At 45.0% G+C, this 24,715-nt stretch carries 27 protein-coding genes; all 27 read right to left on the reverse strand.

All coding sequences use genetic code 11. The features are described 5' to 3' along the window. Positions 1–1,255 (reverse strand): 1-deoxy-D-xylulose-5-phosphate synthase (gene dxs, locus BQ9856_RS01685; RefSeq protein WP_077609429.1); only part of this gene is annotated, 1,255 nt, incomplete at its 3' end. A gap of 16 nt (positions 1,256–1,271) precedes the next feature. Beyond that, positions 1,272–2,159 (reverse strand): polyprenyl synthetase family protein, encoded by an 888-nt coding sequence (locus tag BQ9856_RS01690; RefSeq protein WP_077609430.1) that lies wholly within the window; start codon positions 2,157–2,159, stop codon positions 1,272–1,274. Beyond that, positions 2,149–2,361, reverse strand: a complete 213-nt coding sequence (xseB, locus tag BQ9856_RS01695; protein WP_077609431.1) for an exodeoxyribonuclease VII small subunit — start codon at positions 2,359–2,361, stop codon at positions 2,149–2,151. Before xseB ends, BQ9856_RS01690 begins: the two co-directional genes overlap by 11 nt. Then, positions 2,333–3,700, reverse strand: coding sequence for an exodeoxyribonuclease VII large subunit (gene xseA, locus BQ9856_RS01700; protein WP_077609432.1), 1,368 nt, complete (start codon positions 3,698–3,700; stop codon positions 2,333–2,335). Before xseA ends, xseB begins: the two co-directional genes overlap by 29 nt. Before the next feature lies 1 nt (position 3,701). Further along, the gene (nusB, locus tag BQ9856_RS01705) at positions 3,702–4,145 is read right to left on the reverse strand and encodes a transcription antitermination factor NusB (protein ID WP_077609433.1); all 444 of its coding nucleotides are present in this window, start codon (positions 4,143–4,145) and stop codon (positions 3,702–3,704) included. 82 nt (positions 4,146–4,227) lie between these two features. Then, positions 4,228–5,127, reverse strand: coding sequence for an NAD(P)-dependent oxidoreductase (locus BQ9856_RS01710; RefSeq protein WP_077609434.1), 900 nt, complete (start codon positions 5,125–5,127; stop codon positions 4,228–4,230). Between the two features lie 14 nt (positions 5,128–5,141). Then, positions 5,142–5,927 (reverse strand): aspartate dehydrogenase domain-containing protein, encoded by a 786-nt coding sequence (locus tag BQ9856_RS01715; RefSeq protein ID WP_077609435.1) that lies wholly within the window; start codon positions 5,925–5,927, stop codon positions 5,142–5,144. A 99-nt stretch (positions 5,928–6,026) separates the two neighbouring features. Further along, on the reverse strand, positions 6,027–7,454 hold the full coding sequence (locus BQ9856_RS01720) for a sensor domain-containing diguanylate cyclase (protein WP_077609436.1): 1,428 nt from the start codon (positions 7,452–7,454) through the stop codon (positions 6,027–6,029). 163 nt (positions 7,455–7,617) lie between these two features. Then, positions 7,618–7,995: an Asp23/Gls24 family envelope stress response protein gene (locus BQ9856_RS01725; RefSeq protein ID WP_077609992.1), complete on the reverse strand. Its 378-nt coding sequence runs from the start codon at positions 7,993–7,995 to the stop codon at positions 7,618–7,620. An 85-nt stretch (positions 7,996–8,080) separates the two neighbouring features. Next, the gene (locus BQ9856_RS01730) at positions 8,081–8,905 is read right to left on the reverse strand and encodes a SpoIIIAH-like family protein (protein WP_200801233.1); all 825 of its coding nucleotides are present in this window, start codon (positions 8,903–8,905) and stop codon (positions 8,081–8,083) included. A 15-nt stretch (positions 8,906–8,920) separates the two neighbouring features. Beyond that, positions 8,921–9,526: a stage III sporulation protein AG gene (locus tag BQ9856_RS01735; protein WP_442855458.1), complete on the reverse strand. Its 606-nt coding sequence runs from the start codon at positions 9,524–9,526 to the stop codon at positions 8,921–8,923. Then, the gene (locus tag BQ9856_RS01740; RefSeq protein WP_235839099.1) at positions 9,495–10,178 is read right to left on the reverse strand and encodes a stage III sporulation protein AF; all 684 of its coding nucleotides are present in this window, start codon (positions 10,176–10,178) and stop codon (positions 9,495–9,497) included. Before BQ9856_RS01740 ends, BQ9856_RS01735 begins: the two co-directional genes overlap by 32 nt. 5 nt (positions 10,179–10,183) lie before the next feature. Continuing rightward, positions 10,184–11,383, reverse strand: a complete 1,200-nt coding sequence (locus BQ9856_RS01745) for a stage III sporulation protein AE (RefSeq protein WP_235839100.1) — start codon at positions 11,381–11,383, stop codon at positions 10,184–10,186. Beyond that, complete coding sequence (gene spoIIIAD, locus BQ9856_RS01750; RefSeq protein WP_077609439.1) at positions 11,380–11,766, reverse strand: stage III sporulation protein AD; 387 nt, start codon at positions 11,764–11,766, stop codon at positions 11,380–11,382. The genes BQ9856_RS01745 and spoIIIAD overlap by 4 nt, the downstream gene beginning before the upstream one ends. Before the next feature lie 59 nt (positions 11,767–11,825). Continuing rightward, entirely contained in the window at positions 11,826–12,020 is a 195-nt protein-coding gene (spoIIIAC, locus tag BQ9856_RS01755; protein WP_013273849.1) for a stage III sporulation protein AC, read from the reverse strand. 10 nt (positions 12,021–12,030) lie between these two features. Continuing rightward, positions 12,031–12,561 (reverse strand): stage III sporulation protein AB, encoded by a 531-nt coding sequence (locus tag BQ9856_RS01760; protein ID WP_077609440.1) that lies wholly within the window; start codon positions 12,559–12,561, stop codon positions 12,031–12,033. Beyond that, complete coding sequence (spoIIIAA, locus tag BQ9856_RS01765; RefSeq protein WP_077609441.1) at positions 12,554–13,567, reverse strand: stage III sporulation protein AA; 1,014 nt, start codon at positions 13,565–13,567, stop codon at positions 12,554–12,556. Before spoIIIAA ends, BQ9856_RS01760 begins: the two co-directional genes overlap by 8 nt. Positions 13,568–13,738: 171 nt before the next feature. Next, entirely contained in the window at positions 13,739–14,260 is a 522-nt protein-coding gene (locus BQ9856_RS01770) for a C40 family peptidase (RefSeq protein ID WP_077609442.1), read from the reverse strand. Positions 14,261–14,286: 26 nt separating this feature from the next. Next, positions 14,287–14,832 (reverse strand): DUF3877 family protein, encoded by a 546-nt coding sequence (locus tag BQ9856_RS01775; RefSeq protein WP_077609443.1) that lies wholly within the window; start codon positions 14,830–14,832, stop codon positions 14,287–14,289. Positions 14,833–14,931: 99 nt separating this feature from the next. Further along, positions 14,932–15,867: a M14 family metallopeptidase gene (locus BQ9856_RS01780; RefSeq protein WP_077609444.1), complete on the reverse strand. Its 936-nt coding sequence runs from the start codon at positions 15,865–15,867 to the stop codon at positions 14,932–14,934. Next, entirely contained in the window at positions 15,864–16,802 is a 939-nt protein-coding gene (locus BQ9856_RS01785) for a M14 family metallopeptidase (protein WP_077609995.1), read from the reverse strand. Before BQ9856_RS01785 ends, BQ9856_RS01780 begins: the two co-directional genes overlap by 4 nt. A gap of 110 nt (positions 16,803–16,912) precedes the next feature. Next, complete coding sequence (locus BQ9856_RS01790; RefSeq protein ID WP_077609445.1) at positions 16,913–18,604, reverse strand: hypothetical protein; 1,692 nt, start codon at positions 18,602–18,604, stop codon at positions 16,913–16,915. A 13-nt stretch (positions 18,605–18,617) separates the two neighbouring features. Continuing rightward, positions 18,618–20,753, reverse strand: a complete 2,136-nt coding sequence (locus tag BQ9856_RS01795; RefSeq protein ID WP_077609446.1) for a PAAR-like protein — start codon at positions 20,751–20,753, stop codon at positions 18,618–18,620. Between the two features lie 14 nt (positions 20,754–20,767). Next, positions 20,768–21,580, reverse strand: coding sequence for a hypothetical protein (locus BQ9856_RS01800; RefSeq protein WP_077609447.1), 813 nt, complete (start codon positions 21,578–21,580; stop codon positions 20,768–20,770). Positions 21,581–21,657: 77 nt separating this feature from the next. Continuing rightward, positions 21,658–22,503, reverse strand: coding sequence for a hypothetical protein (locus tag BQ9856_RS01805; protein WP_077609448.1), 846 nt, complete (start codon positions 22,501–22,503; stop codon positions 21,658–21,660). A 245-nt stretch (positions 22,504–22,748) separates the two neighbouring features. Next, on the reverse strand, positions 22,749–23,612 hold the full coding sequence (locus tag BQ9856_RS01810; RefSeq protein ID WP_077609449.1) for a hypothetical protein: 864 nt from the start codon (positions 23,610–23,612) through the stop codon (positions 22,749–22,751). A 174-nt stretch (positions 23,613–23,786) separates the two neighbouring features. Then, positions 23,787–24,644, reverse strand: coding sequence for a hypothetical protein (locus BQ9856_RS01815; RefSeq protein WP_077609450.1), 858 nt, complete (start codon positions 24,642–24,644; stop codon positions 23,787–23,789). Positions 24,645–24,715 lie beyond the last annotated feature (71 nt).

A 24,715-nucleotide genomic window follows, 5' to 3' on the forward strand; every position in this document is an offset into this window, starting at 1 on the left:
CCAGGCCCGCCCGGTCAACGGAAAGCACCACAGGCAGATTCTGTATGCACACATCATGGAGAATCTGGTCAAAGCCCCGCTGTAAAAAGGAAGAATAGACCGCCACCACCGGCTTTAAGCCGCCTGCCGCCATCCCCGCTGCCGACGTAACCGCATGCTCTTCTGCAATTCCCACGTCAAAAAAGCGGTCAGGATACAGGCGGGAAAACCGTTTTAAACCTGTTCCATCCGGCATGGCTGCCGTTACCGCCACAAGTTTCTGATCCCTCTCGGCCAGACTGCAGATGGTTTTGGAAAACACATCGGTATAACTGGGGTTTTCCTTCTTTTTCTTCGGTTCGCCGGTGATAATATCAAAGGGGTCAACTCCATGGAATTTGGATGGATTCCTCTCCGCCGGAGCGTATCCCCTGCCCTTTTGGGTAATTACATGAACCAGCACGGTATGGTCCAGTTTCTTCGCTTCCCGCAAGGCCCTTTTAAGTGCCTTGACATTGTGGCCGTCCACCGGTCCCAAATAGGTGATTCCCATGTTTTCAAACAGCATCCCTGGGATCAGAAGCTGTTTGATCCCGTTCTTGGTCCGGCTGATCTTATCTATGAGCTGGTCTCCTATGACCGGAATGCGTGACAGCACATTGGTCACATGCTTTTTTAAATCCAGGTAGCCTTCCCCGGTACGGATGCTGTTTAAATACGTTGACATGCCGCCGACATTTTCTGAGATGGACATGTTGTTATCGTTGAGAATGATGATGAAATTCTTCTCCATCCTGGCCGCATTGTTTAAAGCCTCATAGGCCATGCCGCCGGTCAAGGCGCCGTCTCCAATGACGGATACCACGAAATGATCCTCTCCCAGCACGTCCCTTGCCTGAGCCAGTCCCAGCCCGGCTGAAATAGACGTAGAGCTGTGTCCGGTATCAAAAGCGTCACAGGGGCTTTCCTTCCGCTTCGGGAAGCCGCTGATGCCGCCGTACTGCCTCAGGTCATCAAATTCCGCTTTCCTGCCGCTTAATATCTTATGGGTATAGGACTGATGTCCTACATCCCAGATGATTTTATCTTTTGGAAGGTCGAAAGCCAGGTATATCGCCATGGTCAGTTCCACAACTCCTAAATTGGAAGCCAGATGGCCTCCTGTCATGCTGATTTTTCCTAACAAAAAATTGCGGATTTCCTGGCTTAAGATATCAAGCTCCTGTTTGGTCAGGCTTTTGATATCCTCAGGCCCGTTTATTAATTCCAATATCATATTCTAATCAGATCCTTTATTTTTCCCGGTTCACCAGCATCCGGATCAGTTCTTCCAGAAATTGATTCTGTCCCGGAAGCTCATGGAGGCAGGAAACCGCCTCTTCTGAAATCATCTCCACATCCTGCTTTGCCTTTATCATGCCCTCCAGGGTTACATAGGTAGTTTTATGGTTCTTTTCATCGCTGAGTACAGGTTTCCCAAGAACCTCATCACTGCTTGTCACATCCAGGATATCATCCCGGATCTGAAAAGCAAGTCCCACACAGGATGCCATTTTCTTCACCAGCTTTAACTGTTCTTCCCCGGCTCCTCCAAGCACGGCTCCGATCATCATGGAAGCCTCTAAAAGCGCTCCCGTCTTCAGCCGGTAGATGAAGTCCAGCTTTTCCCGCGGAATGGGTTTTCCTGCCAGCTCCACATCCACAGACTGGCCGCCTATCATACCGTAAAATCCCGCTTTTTCCGCCAAAATTCCCATACATCTGGCAACCCGGTCCGCCCGGTCCGTCAGGCCCAAGGCTTTTGCGGCCGTCTCCATGGAATACATCAAAAGACCGTCTCCTGCAAGAACGGCAATATCGTAGCCGAATTTTACCCACGTAGTGGGAAGCCCCCGGCGCAATGTATCATTATCCATACAAGGAAGGTCATCGTGGATCAGAGATGAGGTATGGATCATCTCGATTGCCGCCATAAAGGGTTCAATCTCTTTTCCCTGGCCGCCGAACAGGCGGTAGGTCTCTTCCATCAGCATGGGCCGCAGCCTCTTTCCTCCGGCGCGTACGCTGTAATCCATAGCCCCTAAAACCGTGCTCTGATGGCCTTCCACGGGGGGAAGGTATGTTTCTACAACATGGCCGACCTCCTCTGTCCGGACAGCCAGTATTTCTTTAAAGTTCATGATTCTCTCCATTTTCCTCTAATACAATGATTCTTTTTTCCACTTTATCTATTTTTTCATTGCAGGACTTGACCAGTTTTATACCGGCCTCGTAATACTGAAAGGATTCCTCCAGCGAACTTTCTCCGCTTTCCAGCTTGCGTATGATTTCTTCCAGCTCTCCGAATGTCTCTTCAATGTTTTTTTCCTTTTTCGCTGCCATAAGCCCGGTCCTCCTTATCCGATGGTCTTGCTGCCGCCGTCTGTTTTTCCTGTCCGGCTGGGGAACGGCCGAATTCAGCCGGGGTAATCCGGGAAACCACCGCTTCCACGCTTCCATCCCGGATTCTCAGCCGTATCCCGTCTCCGGCTTTTACCTGGTTTACGGAATCTATGCGCCTGTCTTTTTCATCGGTTACAAATCCATACCCGCCGCCGATCCGTTTGAAAGGGGACCCGGCCTCCAGACGGCTGATAAAAAGCTCTAACCTGTGCCTGTCCCGGACCGCCTGCTTTTCAATCAGCTGCTTTAAGCGATGCTCTCCCTCCGCCGTTCTGACCCGGTCCGAAGCTGCCTTCGACAGCATAAGGCCTCTAAGTTTATCTTCTGCATCGGCAAGCCTCTGCCGGTTCTCCCGGATACGGCTCTTCGGATCATGAACTTTCAGCCTCAGACCGTATTGAGCCGCATGGAAACGGTAACGCTCCAGTTTTCTGTCCATGGTCTTTGCAAGCGTGTTCCGGTAAAGCTCCACCTGTTCCTCAAACAGACTGTAATCGAATACAGCCAGTTCTGCGGCCGCAGACGGCGTAGGCGCACGCATGTCCGCCACATAATCCGCAATGGTCACATCAGTTTCATGGCCTACAGCGGAAATCACGGGAGTGATGCAGTTAAAAACAGCTCTTGCTACGATCTCCTCATTAAATGCCCACAAATCCTCAATGGAACCGCCGCCCCTCCCTACGATCAAAACATCAAGCCCCATCTGATCCAGGGTTTCAATGCCTTTTACAATGCTTTCCTTTGCGTTCTCTCCCTGGACCAGAGCCGGGTATAGAAAAAGCTGCACGTAAGGGTTGCGTCTGGCGGATATATTCATAATATCCCGGATCGCCGCACCGGTGGGAGCCGTTACGATTCCTACGGTTTTTGCATGCCTGGGAATGGGCTTTTTATATTCAGGGGAAAACATCCCCATCTCTTCCAGTTCATCACGCAGTTTTTGGAACCTTTCAAACAAGTCACCGATTCCTTCTCTTGTAATTTCCTGGGCATAGAGCTGATACCTCCCGTCCCGCTCATAAACTTCCACGCTGCCCTTTGCCACAACCTGCTGGCCTTCTTCCAGCTTAAAAGCAAGACCTTTTCTGTGCCCGGCAAACATCACCGCCGAAATAGACGATTTCCCGTCCTTTAAGGTAAAATATATGTGGCCGGAGGTATGGTATTTGCAATTGGACACCTCGCCCTTAATGGAAATCCGGTTCAAAGCAAAATCCTGGGCGAACATATTCTTAATGTAAGCATTGACCTGGGAAACGGAATACACGCCTGCCATATTACACCAGCTTTGCCAGGACTCCGTTTATAAATGCCGGAGCCTCGTTCCCGCCGTATTTCTTAGCCAGTTCCACCGCCTCATTGATGGCTACTTTTTCCGGCACATCCTCATCATATAAAATCTCGTACAAAGCAAGCCGGAGAATGGTAAGTTCCGCCTTTCCCATACGCTTTGTCTTCCAGCCCTCTGCCACTTCATTGATTTTTAAATCCAATTCCGGAATCTTAAGGATAACGGCCTCTGCCTTTTCTTTTAAATAAGCAGAATTCTCCTCGCTCATATCCACGTCATGGACGATCTCCTCCACGCCTTCCGTGTTTAAATCATCCTCTTTCGGTTCCTCAAAATATTGAATAAGCTGCTCCGACTTCTCCTCCGCCGGATGAAAATCCGTGCAGAAGAGCATCTTAAAGCAGTGTTCGCGCAATTTACTTCTGGTCATTTACCATGGTCCTCCTATTGGTGATTTTTCTGGACGCTTGGAATTATTATACCTTACCGGGGTTTTTTATACAATAGAAACTTCATTCTTCCCCCAAAAAGCACCTGATATGATCAAGCACCTTTTCACTCAAAATCCCAAACGCCTGCTTCGTCCTCCCGGCCGAAGCATTCACACAAAACACCTTCGGATGCCCCACAAGTTCCCCTGCCGGATCCCCTATGGCCCCTGCCGTATCGCAGGCAAACCGGTTATCCCCCTGATCCAGCCATCTCTTTAAATCCTCCGCTTCAAACGCCGGCCCAATGGACGTATTAAATAAAATCTTCCCATTCCCCAGCTTATTAAACTCCTCTTCATGAAGCAGAATTACATTTTTATTCAAACAGGTAAACACTACCTCGCTGCGTTCCAAAAGTTCATGGAGCGGAAGGTACTTCATCCCCTTCTCCTCATACTCCATTTTTCTGCTCCTGCTATAATAGGAAACATCCGCACCAAAAAACTTTAAAGCCTCTGCAATCATCCCGCCGGAAACTCCCATACCGATTACACCGGCCTTTAGCCCGGTGATCTCAACCGGCATATCCTTCCACACAGGCCTGTCATATCCATGAAGAAACCGTACCAGCTCACAGATCACATACTCCACTACCCCCGCATCACCATAATCCCTGATCCCCCGGACCGTTATCCCATGCTGTTCCGCATAACCAATATCCACATTTGCACTTTCCTTCGAATACAGACTGCAGCACATCCCCACATACTTGATGTTCGGACACCTTTCAAACACGAACTGGCTGATCCTGGAGGTATAACTGAGCAGCACCCCATCCGCATCCCCAATTCTCTTAATAATCTCTTCGTCATCAGATGGTATGTCATCATAAAGCACCACTTCCCCGGCATAACGAAAAAGCTCTTTTTCCGCATCTTCCACCAGATTCACCGGCTCAATCGCCACTAACTTCTCAAACATCCTTAAGTCCTCCCCTAAAATACGATGGGTGAAACAATATTCTGTAAAACCGCCACCACACTCCAGCCGGCAATGGCACTGTTTTCTGAATAGATATCCACTACAGCCTTCACCCCGCCGGTTTCCGCAGTAATCTTATGGTCATCCCCCACCATTCCCGGAACGCTGTGAATATTCACTTTCGTCTTTTCCGGACCGGCAGTTGCCAAAGAAGCTGCCACCGCAACATTCACCTTGGAAGGAAGAAGGGCGATCGCCCCTTTTGCATTCCCATCAAACACCATTGTGCTCTCAGCATCCGTCAGCAAATGCTCCTCAAAAAGAGGTGTATTCTGCAATGACTTCGGTCCCTTCCTGGTCTCGATCCCGGAAACCGCCTCTCCCATCAGAGATACCGTTCGAAGCACATCAAATCCGCCGACAGCCCCGGAGGCAATATACACCCTGGTATGATGCCTGTAAGCCGTTTCCTTCACCCTTTCATAAAATCCCTGATCCGCAAAAGCGCCAATGGACAGCACGACCAGATTGGAGCCGCTTGCCAGAATCTTTTCCGCCATATCCTTAACAGACTCCACCGATGCCGCCTCAGCTATGTAATCCGGTTTTAATTCCAGTAACTCATCTATGCCCGGGCAGGATCTGCAGCCATGCTCCTCTGCCAGTGCATCGGTCTTTTCCTTCGTCCTTCCGACGATACCGACCAGCTCATATTCAGGCAGCAAGCCATCGTTCCATGCCTTTGCGATAATTCCCCCAAGATAACCATTTCCGATGATCCCAAGTCTAAGCTTTTTCATGCGTTTCTCCTTTTCTTTTTAAACATTTAAATTTCATTATACTTGAAATTCCCAATAGTTTCAAGGAGCACTCAGGCTATGGTTCTTCCTGTGAGGCATTTATAGCTGAACTGCAAACTGATTCTTCCCTTTTCTCTTTGCCTGGTACAAAGCCTTATCCGCTCTTTTTAAAATGGCGTCGTATTCCATCTCACCTTCTCCCACCAGAGTAATGCCGATGCTTGCATGCACTTTGCCGGAAATATGAAAAGCGCTTAAAATCCGTTCTGCAATGGCTTCCGGCTGCTTCCTGTTCTTCGCTCCATACAGCCAGATGCAGAATTCATCCCCGCCGAAGCGGACGATCACGTCCTCTTGTCTTGTACAGGCACTTAAAATCTGACCGACTTCCACCAGAACCAGATCCCCCCTGTGGTGTCCAAAGGTATCATTGACCTTCTTAAAATCATCGATATCGAGAAACATACACGCATAAAACCGCTTTTTCCCTCCGCCTTTTAACCCCTGCTCCACCAGCTTCCTGGCGGTCTCTCTGGTATAAACTCCTGTTAAATAATCCTTCTGGGCCCTCTTTGCCTCCATTTTCCTTAAATACAGAATGCATATAATAAGTAAGACCGCACAGACCAGCATAATCGTGGAACCTGTGATAAAGCTTGCCGACAGCCCCCGGATCCGGTGAAGAGTGCTCTCATACCCTTCTGTTTCCACCAGAGAGGCAACCATCCAATCCTCTATCCCGGCATACTGATAATAAAGAAGCCTTTTATTCCCATTGCTGTAGTAGGTGGCGTATCCGGAAAGCCCGTTCTGCACCGCTGCCTCCATCCGCTTCACAGACTGCTCGTCCCGAAATTCCATTGCCTTCAGCATATCATAAATGGTATTATAATTTTCAGAACCGTGGCATGCGACCAGCAAATCTCCGCGCTTTGTAAAAATCAGATTGGCACCGTACATGCTTAACTCCGTATTATTTAAATAATTCCCCAGTTCTTCCGTAGCATATTCCATGCAGGCTACCCCTTTCACCTGCCCGTCTCTCGTAATCGGAACAGCCAGAACGATGCCGTCCTGACCGTTAAAATCCCTTTTAAGAACTGCGGAAACACTTTTTTCTCCTTTTAACGCTCTCCGGTAATAATCCCGTGCTGAAACGTCCTCGGTTTCATGATCCCCAAAATACATGGTCCCATGCTCGTCCGCCACTCCAAACCGGGAACCTTCCTTCTCAAATTGCCCGACTTCCTTCCACCATGTTTCCTTTCCCGATCCATCCGGTGGATCACAGTAGGACGCAAATACTTCCAACCATTCAAATTTTGTCTGGACCATCGTCTGGAGATAAGTAAGCGCCTTATCATTCTCCTGCTTTAAATCCCGGTAAGTCTGTTTTATCAGGCTTTTCTCGACTTCCCTGAAATAATAAAGATTTAAAGCGCATATTCCCATAATAACAGAAATCACCAACCCAAACAAAACCATTACCTTTGGCGAGTATTGATCCTTTTCCCTATGATTCGTCATATATTAAAACACCTGTCCCTTAAGAATCCTGCTGTACGCTTTATGGTTCATTATAAGTCCTGTGCAATGCCATTACAAGAAAAATTTATTCATTTAAACACAAAAGAAAAGCGGGGGCCCGGACCTCCTGCCGGTCCGCCCCCCGTTTACGACTTCTAAAAATCTACTTGTTCTCTTCCAATGCAACGCCGGCAATCCGGATGTTGACATCCAGAACCGTCAGGCCTGTCATATTCTCAATGGCGTTCTGCACTTTCTCCTGAACTTTTTCACTAACGGCCGGTATGCTGTAACCGTACTTGATGTTCAAGGAAAGATCCACAGAAACATGTTCCTCTGTCAGCTCTACCTTAACGCCCTTGGACAAATTTTTCATGCCCAGCTTTGACACCAATTCATTGGTGATGTTGCCTGCCATGGAATCTACACCTTCTACTTCCGTTGCAGCAAGGCCTGCAATGATAGCCACCACATCGTCCGCAATCTGTACTTCGCCGATTTTATCTTTTTCATATACCTTGTGAGTATTTCTGTTTTCCATTTCTGCCACAGCAATTCCCTCCTGTACTTAAATTCTAGGTTCTGGAATCATTATAGCAAAATTGTCAGTTGTTTGCAAAGGCTTTTTACTCTTCCAGTTTCATAAGGGTGATCACGATATTTTCTGCTCCAACCTCGGTTTTTCTCTTTACGATGTCCTCAATTTGGGCTCGCTGCGGATCGGTAATGCTGGATGCATTGATGACCACATCTACCTTTCCGTTGGAGATGCTGACCACCGGATCTGCAAAACCTTTGGCAAGCAGCAGGGTTTCCGCCGCATTTTCCTTTTCGGATATAGCTGTCATGTCGATCATTTCCTGAATGGCTTCCTGCTTCGCTGCTTCCTCAATGTTTGGATTGTTAATCAGGTTCATTAAGGTTTCCTTATTTTTGGCCCTTACCTGTTCCCGGTTTAACTGGACGCTAGATATGTAATCCGATACATTCATGCCGCTGGTGAGAACCGCTTCTCCGGGATTTTCAAGACCGGTGCCGGCTGCCTGGGTTTCATTTGCCGCAAGGTCCGCGGCTGCCGTACTCTCCGCAGCTAAATCGGTGTTTGCTGCTTCCGTATTTTCCTCTGCCTGCGATGACTCTGCTGCGGCCATTTTATCGATGTCCTCGGCATCCTGGTCAAGGCTCACAATCTCCTGATTTGCGTCACCTTCGTTAAGGGCCTGATTTTCCGCTAAAATATCTTCTTCGGAAATGTCAGTCATTCCTGCCTCATAGACATCTGTCCCGGAAGCCATCTCCTGTTTTCCGGCATAGTTTAAATATCCAGCTGCAGCTATCATAACGGCCAACGTGGTGATAATAATCTGGTTTCTTCGGAACAGTTTCTTCATATCCATTTTCTTTGGGGTTCTAGGGATTTTGGGTTCATTGCTTGTTTTCCAATTTCTCATACCTGACACTCCTTTTTATTCCACCCTCTTTAATACTTTTATTTTATGTGGGGGCAGGTTAAATAATGCTTCCATGGCACTGGAAATTTCAGCTTTTACCGTAGGACTGCTTCCGCCCTGGGCACTGATGATAATTCCTTCTATTTCCGGACGTATCTCTTTCTCCACAATGGGAGATGTATTTTCTCCTGTACCGGTCAGAATGGTGCTTTCCTGCAGTTCTGCGCTGGTAATCTTTCTGGTTCCTCCTGAGCTGTCTTTTTCCTCGGTGGAGGAATCAGAGCTGTTCTTATCAACCCGAAGCACTTTTTCTTCTGAGGATTTCAGTACGATCATCACATCTACCTGACCGACCCCATCCACGGTTTTTAAGATTTTCTTCACCCTCGCCTCCAGCTGTCCCTCATAGTTTTGGTCTGCTCCGGCTGCCACAGCCAGTTCCCCGTCTTCAGTCTCCGCAACAAGTCCCTGCTGCAGTACCGATTGGTTCTTACTCTCTGCTGTCCGCTCCACTTTCTCAGCGATACCCGAACCGGAGGGAAATGTAAGGATCAGGATAATCATTCCGGCCGCCAGCAGAATCAGCCATTTATCCTTTCCCATCTTCCAATTGAATTTCAATATCCTGTTCCTCCAAATCATAATATTCGGCAATTCGCCTTCTAAGACCAGAAAGCCGCGAATTTTCTTCCTGTTTCTTTTTTCTCACGTCTTCCGGCTCCTTTTCCTCGCTGTTTTTCGATTCTGAACTGCTTATCTTTCCCCCATCTACCTCCTGTACCTTCTTTACCGGCTCTACCTTTTCTATGGCCGCGACCGTGCCTTCTGCTTCATGTCCGGCTCCATCCGGGATCAGAAGCATGGATACCCGTATCACATGGCCAAATGTGCTGCTTTCCTGATTTTTATCAATCTCCACGGCTGATTCCCTGCATCCAAAGCCGGCTGTCTCTGCCATTGATTTTAAATCCACTCCCACCGCCTCCTCATACCTGGCGATCATGCTTTCAAGCCTTTTTTCTTCCATTTCAGAAACTTTTCCCGTTAATTCTCCCGCCTCCTTCTTAAGGCTGATCGCCTCAAAATAGTAAGCCAGCGTTTCATCAAGCCTTAAACCTCCTGTAATGGGTTTCAGCACCAGAAGGATGAGAACCATGCCTGCGAAAAATTTTAAGTATTTCTCATATTTTTTATCAGGAAGGAGGTTCATTGCTACGGTTATGAAAATCAGATAATAAGTAATATTGCGTATCCATTCAAACAATTCTTCCATGTCACTCACCCGGTATAATAGGTCACATTGGTAGAGGCACACACCAATGCTATGGTAACTACAAACAACAGCACCCCGGATGCTGCTATGGAAAGCAGCATTTTGTGGCCTTTTGCCATATCGGAAATGCAGGAAACGATTCTCTTGTCACAGACCGGCTGCAACAGAGCGGCAACGCACTGATACAGTATCATCAGCACCACCAATTTAAGCAGCGGGACCACGGAAATAATGAGAAGCACGATAATACCGGCAGCACCAATGGTATTTTTTATCAGCACTCCGGACCCCAGAACCATCTGGGCAACAGAGCTTACTCCGTTTCCGATTCCCGGAATGGCACCGATCAGCTTCTGGACTGCTCCGGTTTTCATGGAATCCACATAAGGAAGTACCATGGCCTGAATGATATGAAAACCAAGCACAACCCCGACCAGGGTCTTTATGCTCCAGGTAACCACCTGCTCCAAAAGCTCGGTGAGCTTGGAAAGCATATCCTCCTTTGCAATATGTCCGGCCATGACAAGAAGGGCATAGACCCTTACCATGGATAACAGTACCTGTCCCAGGAGCCACTGGGAAACAGCAAGAGCAAACAAGGTAAATTCATAGGAGGCCACTGCCGATACACTGCTTCCTGCAAATGCCGCCGCCAGGAAATAGGCCGGCAGCAATGCCTTCATGAAATCCAGAATCTGTCCTACCACGTCTCCTGCAATGGTCACACTGGTAAAAAAGCTGGCCGCCAGATACGTAAACAAAAGCAGATAGGTGACGAAAAAACCGGTCTCTGAAATCTGGCTTCCTGTAAAGACACTGGAAAAATTGGTGAACACCGCTCCAATGATCCCAAGCACGATAATCTGTCCCATCATATGCCCGCTGCTGCTTACTTCGGCCATAAGCATATCCTTAAGCGCCTTGCCGGCCTGTCCCATGACTTCGTTTAACTTCCCATCCATCAGATCCTTCATGAGCTCTTTAAACGAAAGGTTCATGCCCTGCTTTCCCTTCATCCGGTCCAGGAAATTCTGAATATCCGATAAATCATACTGATCCAGATCCAGTTCTCCGTTTACGCTTTCGCCGGTCTCCTGCCCCAAAGACGTCTCCGCCCCAAAAGCATCCCCGCAGAAAAACAGCATTGGCAGCAGACACAACAGGAAAAGGGCGATCCTTTTCATGGTCTTTTTTCCTCCCGTCATGATAAAAATACCTGCAGCGTTTCAATTAAAGCCAGCAGAATAGGCATGCTCACCGCCAGCACGGAAAGCTTCCCGAATATTTCAATCTGGGTCCCCACAGCCCCGTATCCGGCGTCCTTGCAGATCCCCGCGGCAAATTCTGCGATATAAGTAATGCCGATCATTTTCACCAGCGTGGACAGATAAACGTTGTTAATCTTAATATAGGACTGGATTTCTTTCATGGTATCCAGAATGGTGGTAAGCTTTCCCATACCGTAAAAGAAGATAAAAAAGCCCGCCGCCATGACCAGATAGGTTCCGTATTCGCCCTTCATCCCCTTTAAAGAAACCGCCAGAAGCACCGCTGCGATTCCTACTGCGGCTATGGTCACTACCGTCATGTTTTCCTCTTTCCTGCCCTGCTTTCCAGGGCATAAGGGTAAGCCTGCAAGGTGCTCACCTACAATGCAAACAGATTTTTAATGGATTCAAATAACTGGTAAATGTAAGGCACAAGCCAGAACAGCACCAGGATCAGCCCCGCAAGGCTTGTTAAGAATGCCTGTTCTTCCCGTCCGCTGTGCTTTAGTACCTGGCAGATGACGGAAACCAGGATTCCAACTGCTGCAATTTTAAATATCAAATTGACCCCCATGCTATCCTCCTTAATACATTACAATTGTCAGGAACAAACCGCCCATGATACCGAGACTGGTATAAAGGCGGCTTTTCTCCTGTTTATGTTCTCTTAAATAGCCGATGGTTAAGTCAAGCTGCTCCAGATACAAAAGGATGTTCCTTTCCTGCATATCCATGTCCAGATATCCAAGATGCTCTCCCAGCCCTTTTAAATTCTGTTTGTCCTCTTTGGATAAACAGACCTCCTTCGGAAGCTTGTTAATCTCTTCCTGCCAGATGGTATAAAAGGGTTCCCCTGGTTGTCCCGAAAGTCTTTCTGAAACATTCTCAAACAAAACACCGATTTCGCCTCCGGCTTTTCTGCCGGTCCGCTCAAACGCCTCTGTCAGCGGGGAATTGGCATAAACAATTTCCCCTTTTAATAGAAAAATCATTTTCCGGAGCTTCTCCACAGTCCTTAAATGCTCGTTCCATTGGGCCGCCATAAAAAAACCAAGGCCCGAGCAGGATACAATGACCAGAAGCGCTCCCAAAATCCGCAGCCATGCGTTATCCATAAGCCATGCACTCCTGCCTGTCCCACTGTTTTTCCATCTGATGTACCTGGGCTTTATAAAGCTGAGTTCCTCTGGAATCGTATATCTGGTCAATGTTTCCGATCTTTCCAAGGTTGTTTAAGACGATATACCGTTCAAAGACCCGTTCCTCAACCAGCTTTCTAAGGACCGGCTTCTGCTTCAAATCGTCTATGGAACTTCCGTGAACGGTTGCGATCAGCTTACAGCCGCAGTTCATTACGTATTCCATGGCTTCTAAGTCCTCCCTGCTTCCGATTTCATCTACAGCGATCACCCGGGGGGACATGGTCCGGATCAGCATCATCATCCCTCTGGCCTTGGGACAGCAGTCTAAAATATCGGTACGGATCCCCAATTCATTCTGAGGAATGCCCTGATAGCAGGCCCCGATCTCAGACCGTTCATCCACGACTCCCACCGTCAGTCCGGCATGTCCTTCGGAACCGTTGGAAACCTGCCGGATCAAATCTCTTAACAGAGTGGTCTTTCCGCATCTTGGCGGAGAAATGATCAGTGTGTGACAGATTTCCTTCCTTTCCTCATAGAGATAGGGCAGAACCGGAGAGGCACATCCCTTTACCTGATGGGACAGCCGGACATTGATAAAGGATATGTATTTCATGGTCTTTATTCCGGATTCATCTAAAATGGTTTTTCCTGCAATCCCGATCCTGTGACCGCCCTGTATGGTGAGGAACCCCTGCTTCATCTCCTCTTCAAAAGCATACAGGGAATAGCTGCTCATGTATTCCACGGTATCCTTCAGTTCATTTTTAGAGACTATATAGGCTGCCCTTCTATCCTTGCTCAAGGCTGCCTGGGGGGTTACATAATACTCTTCATTCCGGTATAATATCAAAAGGGGGGCTGCCACCCGGAGCCTGATTTCCTGAACCTCGTCAAAGTCGATGGCCACCCGGTTTAATATTTCTCTTATGTTCCTGGAAAATATACTGATAAGCTCGTCTTTCCTCTCCACCTTCATCCCTCCTCTTACCTCAATATATGTGAGGTGGGACAAATTATGACTGAAAAACTTTTGGCTTTTTCGCAGAGGGAAACATAGATTATGGCTGAACGTCTGAGAAAAAGAGGGAAGGCTTCCCGGACACGGAGAGCCTTCCCTCTTTTTCTTTTAAAACACTTTTTATTCTTTTTAATTTAAGATCCGTCTGACTGAAAGGATCGGCATAAAATCCACCTTGGAAACTTTAATCCCGTCTTCAGGGCCGCTTGCATGTATCACCTGGTTCTGGCCCGCGTAAATACCGATATGTCCTATGTAAGATATGAGGTCACCTGGCTGCGCATATTCCAGGCCGCCTGCGTCGGTTCCTGCTTTTCCCTGCTCTTCGGAAGTCCTTGGCAGGTTTATTCCAAACTGTTGATAGACACTCATCACAAACCCGGAACAGTCTGCGCCTTCCGTAAGGCTGGTCCCTCCATATGCATAGGGATTTCCGATAAACTGTCTGGCATAGGCCGCAACCTGTTCTCCCGTGCCTGCAGGCGATGTCCGGGTATAATTATTTTTTATGTTAACTCCAGGGCCGGCCGGCTCCTCATACGGCGGCGGAGCCACTATGGGTATTGACGTTTCTGCCTTAACCGTAAAGCTATTTGCAAACATAATCGCCAGACCTGAAAATAAGGTCGCCATCAATTTTTTCTTTCGCATTCTTTTCTTCTCCTCGTATCATATCGTTATAAGCCCATATCCATTGCATCATCGGATAAAAATCTGTGGTATGTGATATGGTTTTCATGGAATTTCATGTAATACCGGTAGCAGTCAACGGATGGATCTTCAAAATATATGATATAATCGCATTCCTCTTCTCCGGATTCCAGGCAAATAACCTTACCATCCGTAAATTTTTGAAAGACATGTAATATATCATCTAATGCTGCATCGGGTCTCTCCACGGTTTCAATGAATTCCTTTAAAAAACCATTGTCCTTTCCATTTTCCGCTGCGTACTCCACGCCTTCCGGCGGTATCTCAAAGCAAAAACGTTCCTGGCTTTTTGAGATCTTAATGTCTCCCAGCCGTCCTTTGACATATTCCTTGAAGCCCTCCATCGCCGTCTTTACTACCTGGCCGGATTCTCCGCTGATCTTCAGTATTTTCATCAATGCCTTTTCCGGATAATAAAACCGTATGGATTCTTTCTCATATCCTAATTTTATCTGCACTTCTTTTATTGAATTCATGAGCATTTGCTCCAAAGCCGCATATTGCATATCCATTTCTCCAGTCACTTCCCATTTGCATTCATTGAATAAATGTTCAATTATTATGATATCTATTATAGCCAGGCAGTCATTTAACAGTCAAGCCTGTTTCCTCTACTCGTGAAGCCTACGGATAATTTTAAAGATAATGGCTCCTTCCATCACTAATGGCTGGGAATGGGCAAAGAATACAATTCCTTCTGTGGGAGCCAGGATCTGGCTCATGACCTCACCTTCGCAGGGATCCAGAATATCTGCCAGCACATCCCCCCGGCTTACCTCCTGTCCGGGCTTAAAATACGGGCGGTAAATCCCTGCGCAGTCTGTCCGCACACTGGCTAAGTCGCTTTCATGAAGAACGGTGGCAATGTAGCCGCTGTGGCTGGTATAGCGTACCATTCCCATACGGGTCAGAAACCGCAGCACCGATGCCACTGCCATTTTGGCAGACGGTTCGTCGATCTGATCGGTTCCGCTTGTGTATACAGAAAAAGCATTGGTATTTTTAAGCTGCCAGTTATAATTTAAGGTAGCTTTATCAAACGGCTTGGCATCCCGGACAACCACATAGGGCAGGCCAAATAAGTTCGCCAGACTTGGATTCTGGAATCCCGTATCCATCATCCGCACATGGGGAACGAAATTACCCGGAATGTAAAAGCTGGTAAACTGGATCCCATAGCTGTATTCTTTTACCGCGTCAAAAATACCGGCGGCGATCCGCTTTGTAGTCTCCCCTGTTCCGTCTCCCGGATACATGCGGTTAATATCCGAATCATCCGCGGGCCAAAATCTCTTTCCCACATTTAAGGAGGCAGTATTCACGGTGGGAATGACCATGATTTCATTGCCTTTTACAATAGCTCCCCTCTCCTCCAGCTCTTTTAACCGCCGGATCAGCTGGGAACAGATATAAAGCTGCTGGACCTCATTTCCGCGGCATGCTCCCACAATGCAGGCTGATTTTTCCCCTTTTCCGAAATGATAGCCATAAATGTTCATGTTATCCCGATAGAGATTATTCAGCGTCAGAATCACTTCTTTCCTCATGCTTCCTCACCTCCCAGCACCCGGGCAAGTAAAGAGCCCACGGATACCACCGGATATTCTCTCAGGGTAAAGACCAGCCCTGTAATGGGGGAAAACACCTCTTCCAGAATGGTACCGGTCAGAGGATTTAAGATCTGGCCAATGGACCGGCCCTCCTCCACCCTTCCCAAATGCTCCACCGACGGCATGAAGATGCCGGCCTTTTCCGCGTTTACCAGCCCCAGTTTCCGTTTTAGGGATATCATGGGTTCTCTGGGAGTGATGGTTTCTCCGCTCCAGATCCCCAGCTTCTTCATCAGGCAGAAAATTCCTTCGGCCAGCTGGCGGCCATAACTTCTGGTGATCCGCATGCCCACTCCCATTTCCACAACAAAGGTGGGAACGCCGATGCTGTTTAACCCATGGGAAAGGGTGGATTCCAGCACGACCGCATTTTCATGGATCCAGACCAGATCTACATTCATAACCTTTGCATATTCAATCAGCTCTTCCGCCCGTTTCCCACTCATGCGGATCTGGGGGATCTCCCTTAAAAATATGTTACTGGCATGGAGATCAACACAGAAATCAGAACCGGATATATCCGATATGATCTCTGAGGCGATGTGCTCGGTGACAGCCCCTTCCTCGTCTCCCGGAAAAATGCGGTTCATGTCAATGTCAAAGCCGGGCACGCCTCTGGTGATGGAATCTATACCAAGAGGATTCAGGGCCGGATAGATGTCCACAATTCCTTTTAAATGTTCCCTGTTTTCCTGCAGCATGCGGTTTAATTCATAGCATACGAACTGGCCTTCCAGCTCGTCCCCGTGGACCCCGGTCACAATGCTCAATCTTTTTTCTCTCCCAGTCAGCACTTCGGGCTGGATCCTGTTTTTATAAATCTTCCAGTTTTCTCCTACTGCCAGCCCTACGGATACAACCGTCCTCACCATATTCCTCACCACCTTTGTGTTCATACTTTGTTCTACCTTTAAGAATAAATCAGGCTGATTCAAACGTCAAGCGCTTCCTTATGTAAAAAATGTCTCCACAGCTCCGGCTCTTACTCTTCTCCGTTCAAGCTTTCTCCATAGGATATAACACGAAACAATCCTTCTTCTCCCCCCAGCATCCCATCCTGTATCGGATTGTAATTCAGACAAGACTGCTCTTCAGACAACGGGGGATTCATTGTTGTACCAAACATATCACCCAGTAAGCCGACGGAATCACTATAGCTGCTCTTCCCGCTGATTGCCTGTGATATAAATTCAACTGACGCAACCGACATCAATGCTCCTTGTACTCCACTCAAGCCTTCTGCCGGTACCTCATATTCACAACCTCCCTGAAGCTGTTCCGGCTTTCCGGTACACTTCACCCCATTTTCCGCTTTACAGCTAATATTACCTGTTTGATTTAATTTGATAGAAGAAGTGCCTGTCTTAAAAGAAACACTGTTTCCTGCCTGGATTGAAATTCTTTTCGGATTTTGATCTCCTAAAATCAGATTTCCATTAGATTTAACCGAAATAGACCCCGGAGCTGAAAGAAGCGCCCGTCCGTTCTCTGTAAGGCATATTTTTGTACTGGACTTCTCATCACTCAGCGTAAATTCCGAGGGCCGCAAGTACATCCCTTTCTGATTTTCATTACAAAAATATTTTTCCATTGGACTATCCGTCAGAATAACGGGATTTTCTTTGTTTCGCACCATATCTGCCACAATCCCTGTTTCCTCCGGACCGGAAAAAGATACAACTGCCCGGTCTCCCGGCTGCGGCATATAGTATCCCAATTCATTATTTACACCGCCCGCATAATCAATATAAGGATAGCCTTGCCCTGAATACTCCTGATCAATAAGAAAATGTACCTTTAATTGATTCCGCTTTACTTCCTTTACAATTGCCTCTAGCTTCAGACCATAAAGTTCTTTATTCTCAAGCTTTATCGTCCTGGTATTCATAAAATGCGTAAGATACAGCCGGCAATAGATTTCTTCATTTCTTACGATTGTCTCAGATTTTCTCACAATCCATTCTTTTTTATGAAAGCTAACAGCAGAACCTGCTGAAATTCTTTCTGTACTTTCCACTATATAAGTGACATCTTCACCTGCAAAAGGCAGTAAAGCATTTTGAGATATCTTTCGATATTTCCCGATATCTTTCCGTATTTCATAGTTTTCTGACTGCAGCACCTTTCCTGGTATCTCATTTTCGGCTGCAACTTTAATGTCAGGATAGGAAGCAGAACTGTTAATGCATAGATATCCGGCCTGATGGGAGGCCAGTCTGAGCAGAAACTCCCAGTCTGTCTCTTCATATTGCAGCAGCATATGAGACAATTGTTTGTTTTCTGCCGCATAATGCACATTTCCATTTGCATATGCTGACATGATCTTCCCGGCAATCTGTTCATATGTATCTTCCAGACACTGGAAGGAACGCCTCTTTTTTTCTATATCCAATTGAAAACTGAAGGAAAAAGCATAAAGCTCAAACTGGCTGACCTGTCCTTTCAAGTGCATCTGTATCCTGTGAAGCAGACCGCAGAATATTGGCCGCCCGTTTTCCTTTACTTCTACTTTGCTTCCCTCGTAAAGCCTCATAATGCGGTCATCATTATCATCTTCCTTATAAATCCCTTTTAAAAAAAGAACGGTATGATGATTAATCTCTTCTACAATATTAAAATCATGAATACTGTGAACAGGCAATTCTATATCAATCTCATATTTTTTGTACTTCAAAAATCAGCCCTCCCTATTTACTGGTTCCAAGAATTCCCTCTGCAGTCCGAATGATGAAACTGGAATCCCTCTCCTGTCTGCTTAATTTATTTTCAATCTTTATTTCCTTCATATCGCCCAAGTAATCCCAGGTATTCATTGCAGTCTCCTGAATGGCTTTAGCTGCATCTTTGGTTCCAGCCAAGGCCGTGGAAAAGCTCTCCTGAATGAGTTTTCCTGTGTTCTTCACAGAATCCATTGCATAATTCTTAGCACTCTTTGATTGCTCTTTTGCATGCTCATATACATTTTCCAGACTTTCTTTTGTATAATCCAGCGGAGATATGCCCCCGGACAACGTATAAGGGGACCCCAGCAACTGTTCCGTCTGTGCATATTGCTCCTTCCACAGCCTGTCCAGATTATTTTTGCTTTCTTTTAAGTAGGCGGAGGTCAGATTCCCCTGGTTTTTTCCATAATCCCATAAATCTCCGGCCTGGTCATTCAGGCTTTTTAAAAGATCATCTCCGTATTCTTTCAGAACATCTGCCTGCTTCTTTCCATATTCTTTTGTGGCGTCTAAACTCTTCTGAGCAGAATTCTTTCTTCTGATCTGCATAGATTTTAAATCGGCTGCCCTGTTTATTTGTCCGTTATGGAATACGGTGACAACCCCTCCCTTCAGACAGCCTAACACAGATTTTTTCAGGACAATCTCCTTTCCATTAATCGTCTTGTTCTCATCCGTTAAAAGCCAGTCAAGTAAAAATTCCGGTTCACACAGCGTCATATCTCCTTTTCCCACAATCCGGGAAGGAACCTGCACCAGCTCTGCCGTACACTCGGCCCCTTCATCCATACAGATGTTCTCTCCTTTTTTCGTATCCTGCTTAATTGCTACTGCCTTTCCCTTGGTTATCTTTCCATGGGATTCCGGTACCTTTAAAGTTCCGCTTCCACTGCAATACCAGCATTCCAGAATGGCTCCGTCCACCACTTCGCTGTTTGGCGGCTGGCGGAGAGCATTAGAAGAAAAATTGATTCCATATAATTTGCTCAGACGTTTCATCAATGTATTTTCCCGTTTGTTCAAAACCTGCCGGTATGTTTCTTCCGCTGCCAGGACTGACAGCCAGTCAGACATGCTCCATCTGGTATTCTTCGTATTCTTAACCCCTTCTCCTTCTGCCTTACTGTAGAGGCAGCCAGCCAGGAATTTAGCTGCTGCAACCTTGGCTGCGGGAGGTAGCTCATACAGAAAATCTGCATTGGTAAGAAGATTTATTCCTACGGGAAGTGCATCCGGGGCTTTTTTTAGTTCTTTCTGATTTGCAAGATAATAATTTGGCTTATGTGCACCAAAAAAATTCATTATTAAACTCTTCTGATATTCCGGCAGATCCTCAAAATCCTTTCCTTCGGGATAAAAATATTCGGAATACCCGGCAGGCCGTCCCAACAGGGCATTGACGATATCCCTGGCATCATTGATTCCTATGGTTAAGCTTCTACCTATTTTTAACTGCTCCTCTGCCAGCTTATCGGCAAACGGGATGGAAAAGCCGGGGCCGTCTATGGAGTAGGCTCTTTCTATAATTCCTGCCGGAAACAGATACGCAAGGGCCGCTGCCAGATTTCCTGCCTTGGAGTGGCCGATTGGTATAATATGCTCCAGTCCGGAGCCTGCCACATATTTGATGGCCTCCCTCTGGGTCGGTGTCTGGGAGGAAATGAACATGGCCAGGTTATCATCCCACTGGCCGTCTGCTGCTGTGCCGCGAAATACCATTATCGGATTTGTTTCTTCTTCCGGGTCGATCAGGGTTACGGCACGGAAGCCGGTATCGCCCACATCTTTAAAGTTTTTTAGTTTCATATCCTTCAATGTCTCCGAGTTCTCCAGTACTTCTACCACTTCTAAAAACTCTTTCTGGCTCATCATACCTCCATAAGGATTATTGTGATTTTTTAGATATTCCTCATCCCAGGTATTCATAGTTTCTTCAGTGGGGTATTTACCTTCTTCATTATCCTCAATTCTATCTCTTAATTTTTCTAAATAACTTCCCATGGTCATATTTTCTTTATCTTTGCCTATAACCTCTTCCATATCTGGAAAATAAATCACTGCTGACAGTGCAACCGCTTCCTCTTTTGTAATCTCTCCCATTTTTTCATCTCCGTTTATTTTTGAAATCTGTTTTTTTTCTCTTCCAGTGCATTTTTCATATCATATATCAGTGCTTCTTTACTAATATCAAATTCCTTTCCTGCTCTTTTATCAAATAAAGTTCGTCCTATAAAATTCGTAGTTTCAACCTTTTCTTCTTTATCCTTGAATAATACCTGAAGTGTTATCCAAGAGTTAAAGTTTATCCCCTTTTCATAATTATACTCCTCCATCAATTCTGTCACACAGGCTGATATCCTTTCCGCCATCTCCTCTATATCTTCCTCTTTTATATAAATGTAATATTTAATACTAGTATGATAATCTTTTTTATCAATTAAACTTTTATCATCTTTTTTTACCTTTGGATATGCCCTAAATCCGCCGTATTCTGTTTCATAATCAATTCCATACTTCTCCGCCTTCTTCTGAAATCTCACCTCCAGTAAATCCTGTCCATAACAGTCGCGATACTCAAGTTCTGCATGCAAACCGCCCGATTTTGAAAAAGGGATGGGACTGGCATTCCCATATGTCCGATAGGTATATACTTTAAATATAAAGGATGAATCGCTTTTAGGACTCACCTCATAAGCAATCCCTTCTGCAAGGTCACCGTACGGCGCTTTTACCCAATATCCTAATGACAACAGATCTATTTTTCTTCGGATTTCAAATTCTTCCCCATAGGTATCCCTTAATCTTTCAAGGACTTCCTCCTCTGTCAGAAGGGGCGGATACTCCACTTTTTCTTTTTTACAACTGACTAACAATGTATATGTTAGCACTACACATAAAACTATTATTAATTTATGTAATTGCTTCACCTTGCTTCCTCCTGATATTTTTCTATTATCAACCATAGTTCACACAGTTAGAGTTTCGCCACCTCATGTTTTTAAAATCAATTTTTTTCTTCTTCAACAGCTTGTTTTAAATCTCGTATTAAAAATTCTTTACTGATATCAAACTCTCCTGACTCCAATCCCCAACGTTTACAAAATAAATTCCTTCCTACATAAGAAGTGGTTTCTTCCTTTCCATCTCTATCTTTAAAACACACTTGGATATCAATAGATGAATATAGATTCATTCCTACTTCATAACAATATTCTTTCATCAATTCCGTTATGCAAAGAGAGAGTTTTTCTGCCATTTCCTCTATCTCAACTTCCTTTATGTAAATGTTATAAGACATAGCTATATGATAGTCTTTTTCTTCAAAATCAGGAATCCATACCTTACCTCGTCGTCTAGCATCATTTGCTTCTTCTGATGTAGAATTCCCATCTCTGAATCCCTCATACTCAGTCTCATAAGTAATTCCATACTTCTTTGCCTTCTCTCGGAACCTTTGTTCTAGCAAATCCGGACCATAGCACTCATAGTACTCCGGTTCTATTTGTAAACCACCCGATTTTGAAAAAGGGATAGGACTGGCATTCCCGTAAGCTCTATAGGTATATACTTTAAAAACAAAGGATGAATCACTTTTGGGACTAGCTTCATATACAAACCCTCCTGCAATGTCACTGTAAGGGCCAGGAGCTTTTACCAGCTTTCCTAATGACAGCAAATCCGTCTTACTTCGTATTTCAAATTCTTTACCATATGTTTTCTCCAGTCTTTCTAGCACTTCCTCCTCTGTCAGCAAGGGCGGATACTCCACTTTTTCTTTTTTACAACTAACTACCAATATACTTATCAGCACTGCACATAAAACTAATATTAATTTATGTAATTTCCTCATCTTGCCTCCTCCCGATTTATTCTATTATCAGCCATAGTTCACACAGCACATACTTGCATGACAATTTATTCTAATAGTCCGGCAGACCTTACACCTTCCCCTCTTTTTTTGCTCCTCTGTCAGCTTATCGGAAAATTGTATGGAAAAACCGAGGTTCTTCTTTTGTAATTTCACTCATTCCTAATTCCTCCTTTTTGCAACCTGTTTTTTTCTCATCTACTTTTTTTCATATCAATTGCTATCTATTACCTCCTATTTTGAAACCTATTTTTTTCCTCTTCCACCACGTTTTCCAAATCATGCATAAGAACCTCTTTTTTTATATTAAAAGCTTCATCTCCATATTCATCAAATAAAACTCTTCCTACATAATCTGTAGATTTCTCCTCTCCTTCTTTATCCTTAAACCTTACCTGAATTAATATTGAAGAATCAAAACACATTCCCTCTTTGTAATGATACTCTTCCATCAATTCCAGCACACAAAGGGATATTTTTTCAGCCATTTCCTCTATATTTTCATCTCGAATATAAATATAATATTTAATACCCGTATGATAACTTTTTATATCAATAAAATCTTTACTGAACTCTTCATATTCACCCTTTATGCGAGCTATACGTGCTTCCTCCGAAAATTCATATCCGTCATAAAATCCGCCATATTTTGTTGTATAAACTATCCCATACTTTTTTGCCTTCTCCTTAAATCGTTTTTCCAATATATCCTGTCCATAACAGTCATGGTACTCAAGTTCTGCCTGCAATCCACCTGATTTTGAAAAAGGAATGGGGCTGGCATTCCCATAGCACCGGTAAGTATATACGTTAAATACAAAGGACGGATCACTTTCAGGACTGGCTTCATAAACAAGTCCATCCGCAAGATCAGAATAAGGTCCAGGTGCATGTATCCACGTTCCCAATGACAGTAAATCCCTCTTACTTCGAATTTCAAATTCCTCCCCATATGTTTCCTTCAGCCTTTCCAATACTTCTTCCTCTGTCAGAAGGGGCGGATACTCCACCTTTTCTTTTTTACAACTGACTAGCAATGCACTTATTATCACTACAAATAGAATTAACATAAATTTATATAATTTCTTCATCTCGCTTCCTCCTGATTATTTATGATCATTTATAGTTCATGAAGCACATACTTTCGTAACAACTTTTTTATGATATTACGGCAATTTTTAGATACTATTCATATCAGGAAAATAAATTACTGCTGATAAGGCAACCGCTTCTTCCTTTGTAATTTCTCCCATTTCTATTTCCTCCTACTTTTTATACCTGTGTTTTCCCTCTTTCACTTCATTCTCCAAATCACGCATGAGTATTTCTTTTTTAATATTAAATTTTTCTTTTCTGTTATCATCAAATAAAATCCTTCCTACATAATCTGTAGTTTCCTCCTCGCCTTCCTTATCCTTAAACCTTACCTGAATTCCTACTGTCGAGAAAAAATTCATTCCCACTTCGTAATGATACTCTTCCATCAATTCTGATATACAAAGGGCTATTTTTTCTGACATTTCTTCTATCTTTTCTTCTCGAATATTGATATAATATTTTATACTAGTATGATAATCTTTTGTATCAATAAAATCCTTACTGAACTCTTCATATTCACCTTTTACGCGTGCTATATGCGCTTCCTCTGAAGATCTATATCCCTCATAGAACCCTTTATATTTTGTTGTATAAACTATCCCATATTCTTCTGCTTTTTCCTTAAACCTCTTCTCCAGTAAATCCTGTCCATAACAGTCATGGTACTCAAGTTCTGCCTGCAATCCGCCCGATTTATCAAAGGGAATCGGACTGGCATTCCCATAGCACCTGTAAGTATATACGTTAAATACAAAGGACGGATCACTTTCAGGACTGGCTTCATAAACAAGCCCCTCCGCAAGGTCGGAATAAGGTCCAGGTGCATGTATCCACGTTCCCAATGACAGTAAATCCCTCTTACTTCGTATTTCAAATTCTTCCCCATACGTTTCCTTCAGCCTTTCCAATACTTCTTCCTCTGTCAAAAGGGGAGGATACTCCACCTTTGCTTTTTTACAGCTAGCTGCTAATATACATAAAAACACTACACATAAAATTAGTAACAATTTATGTAGTTTCTTCATTTCGCATCCTCCAGTTTTTTATAATCATTTATAGTTCATGAAGCACATACTCTCGTAACATTTTTTTAATA

Origin of the sequence: Clostridium sp. Marseille-P2415, from assembly GCF_900155545.1 — a bacterium.
Taxonomy (GTDB): domain Bacteria; phylum Bacillota; class Clostridia; order Lachnospirales; family Lachnospiraceae; genus Lacrimispora.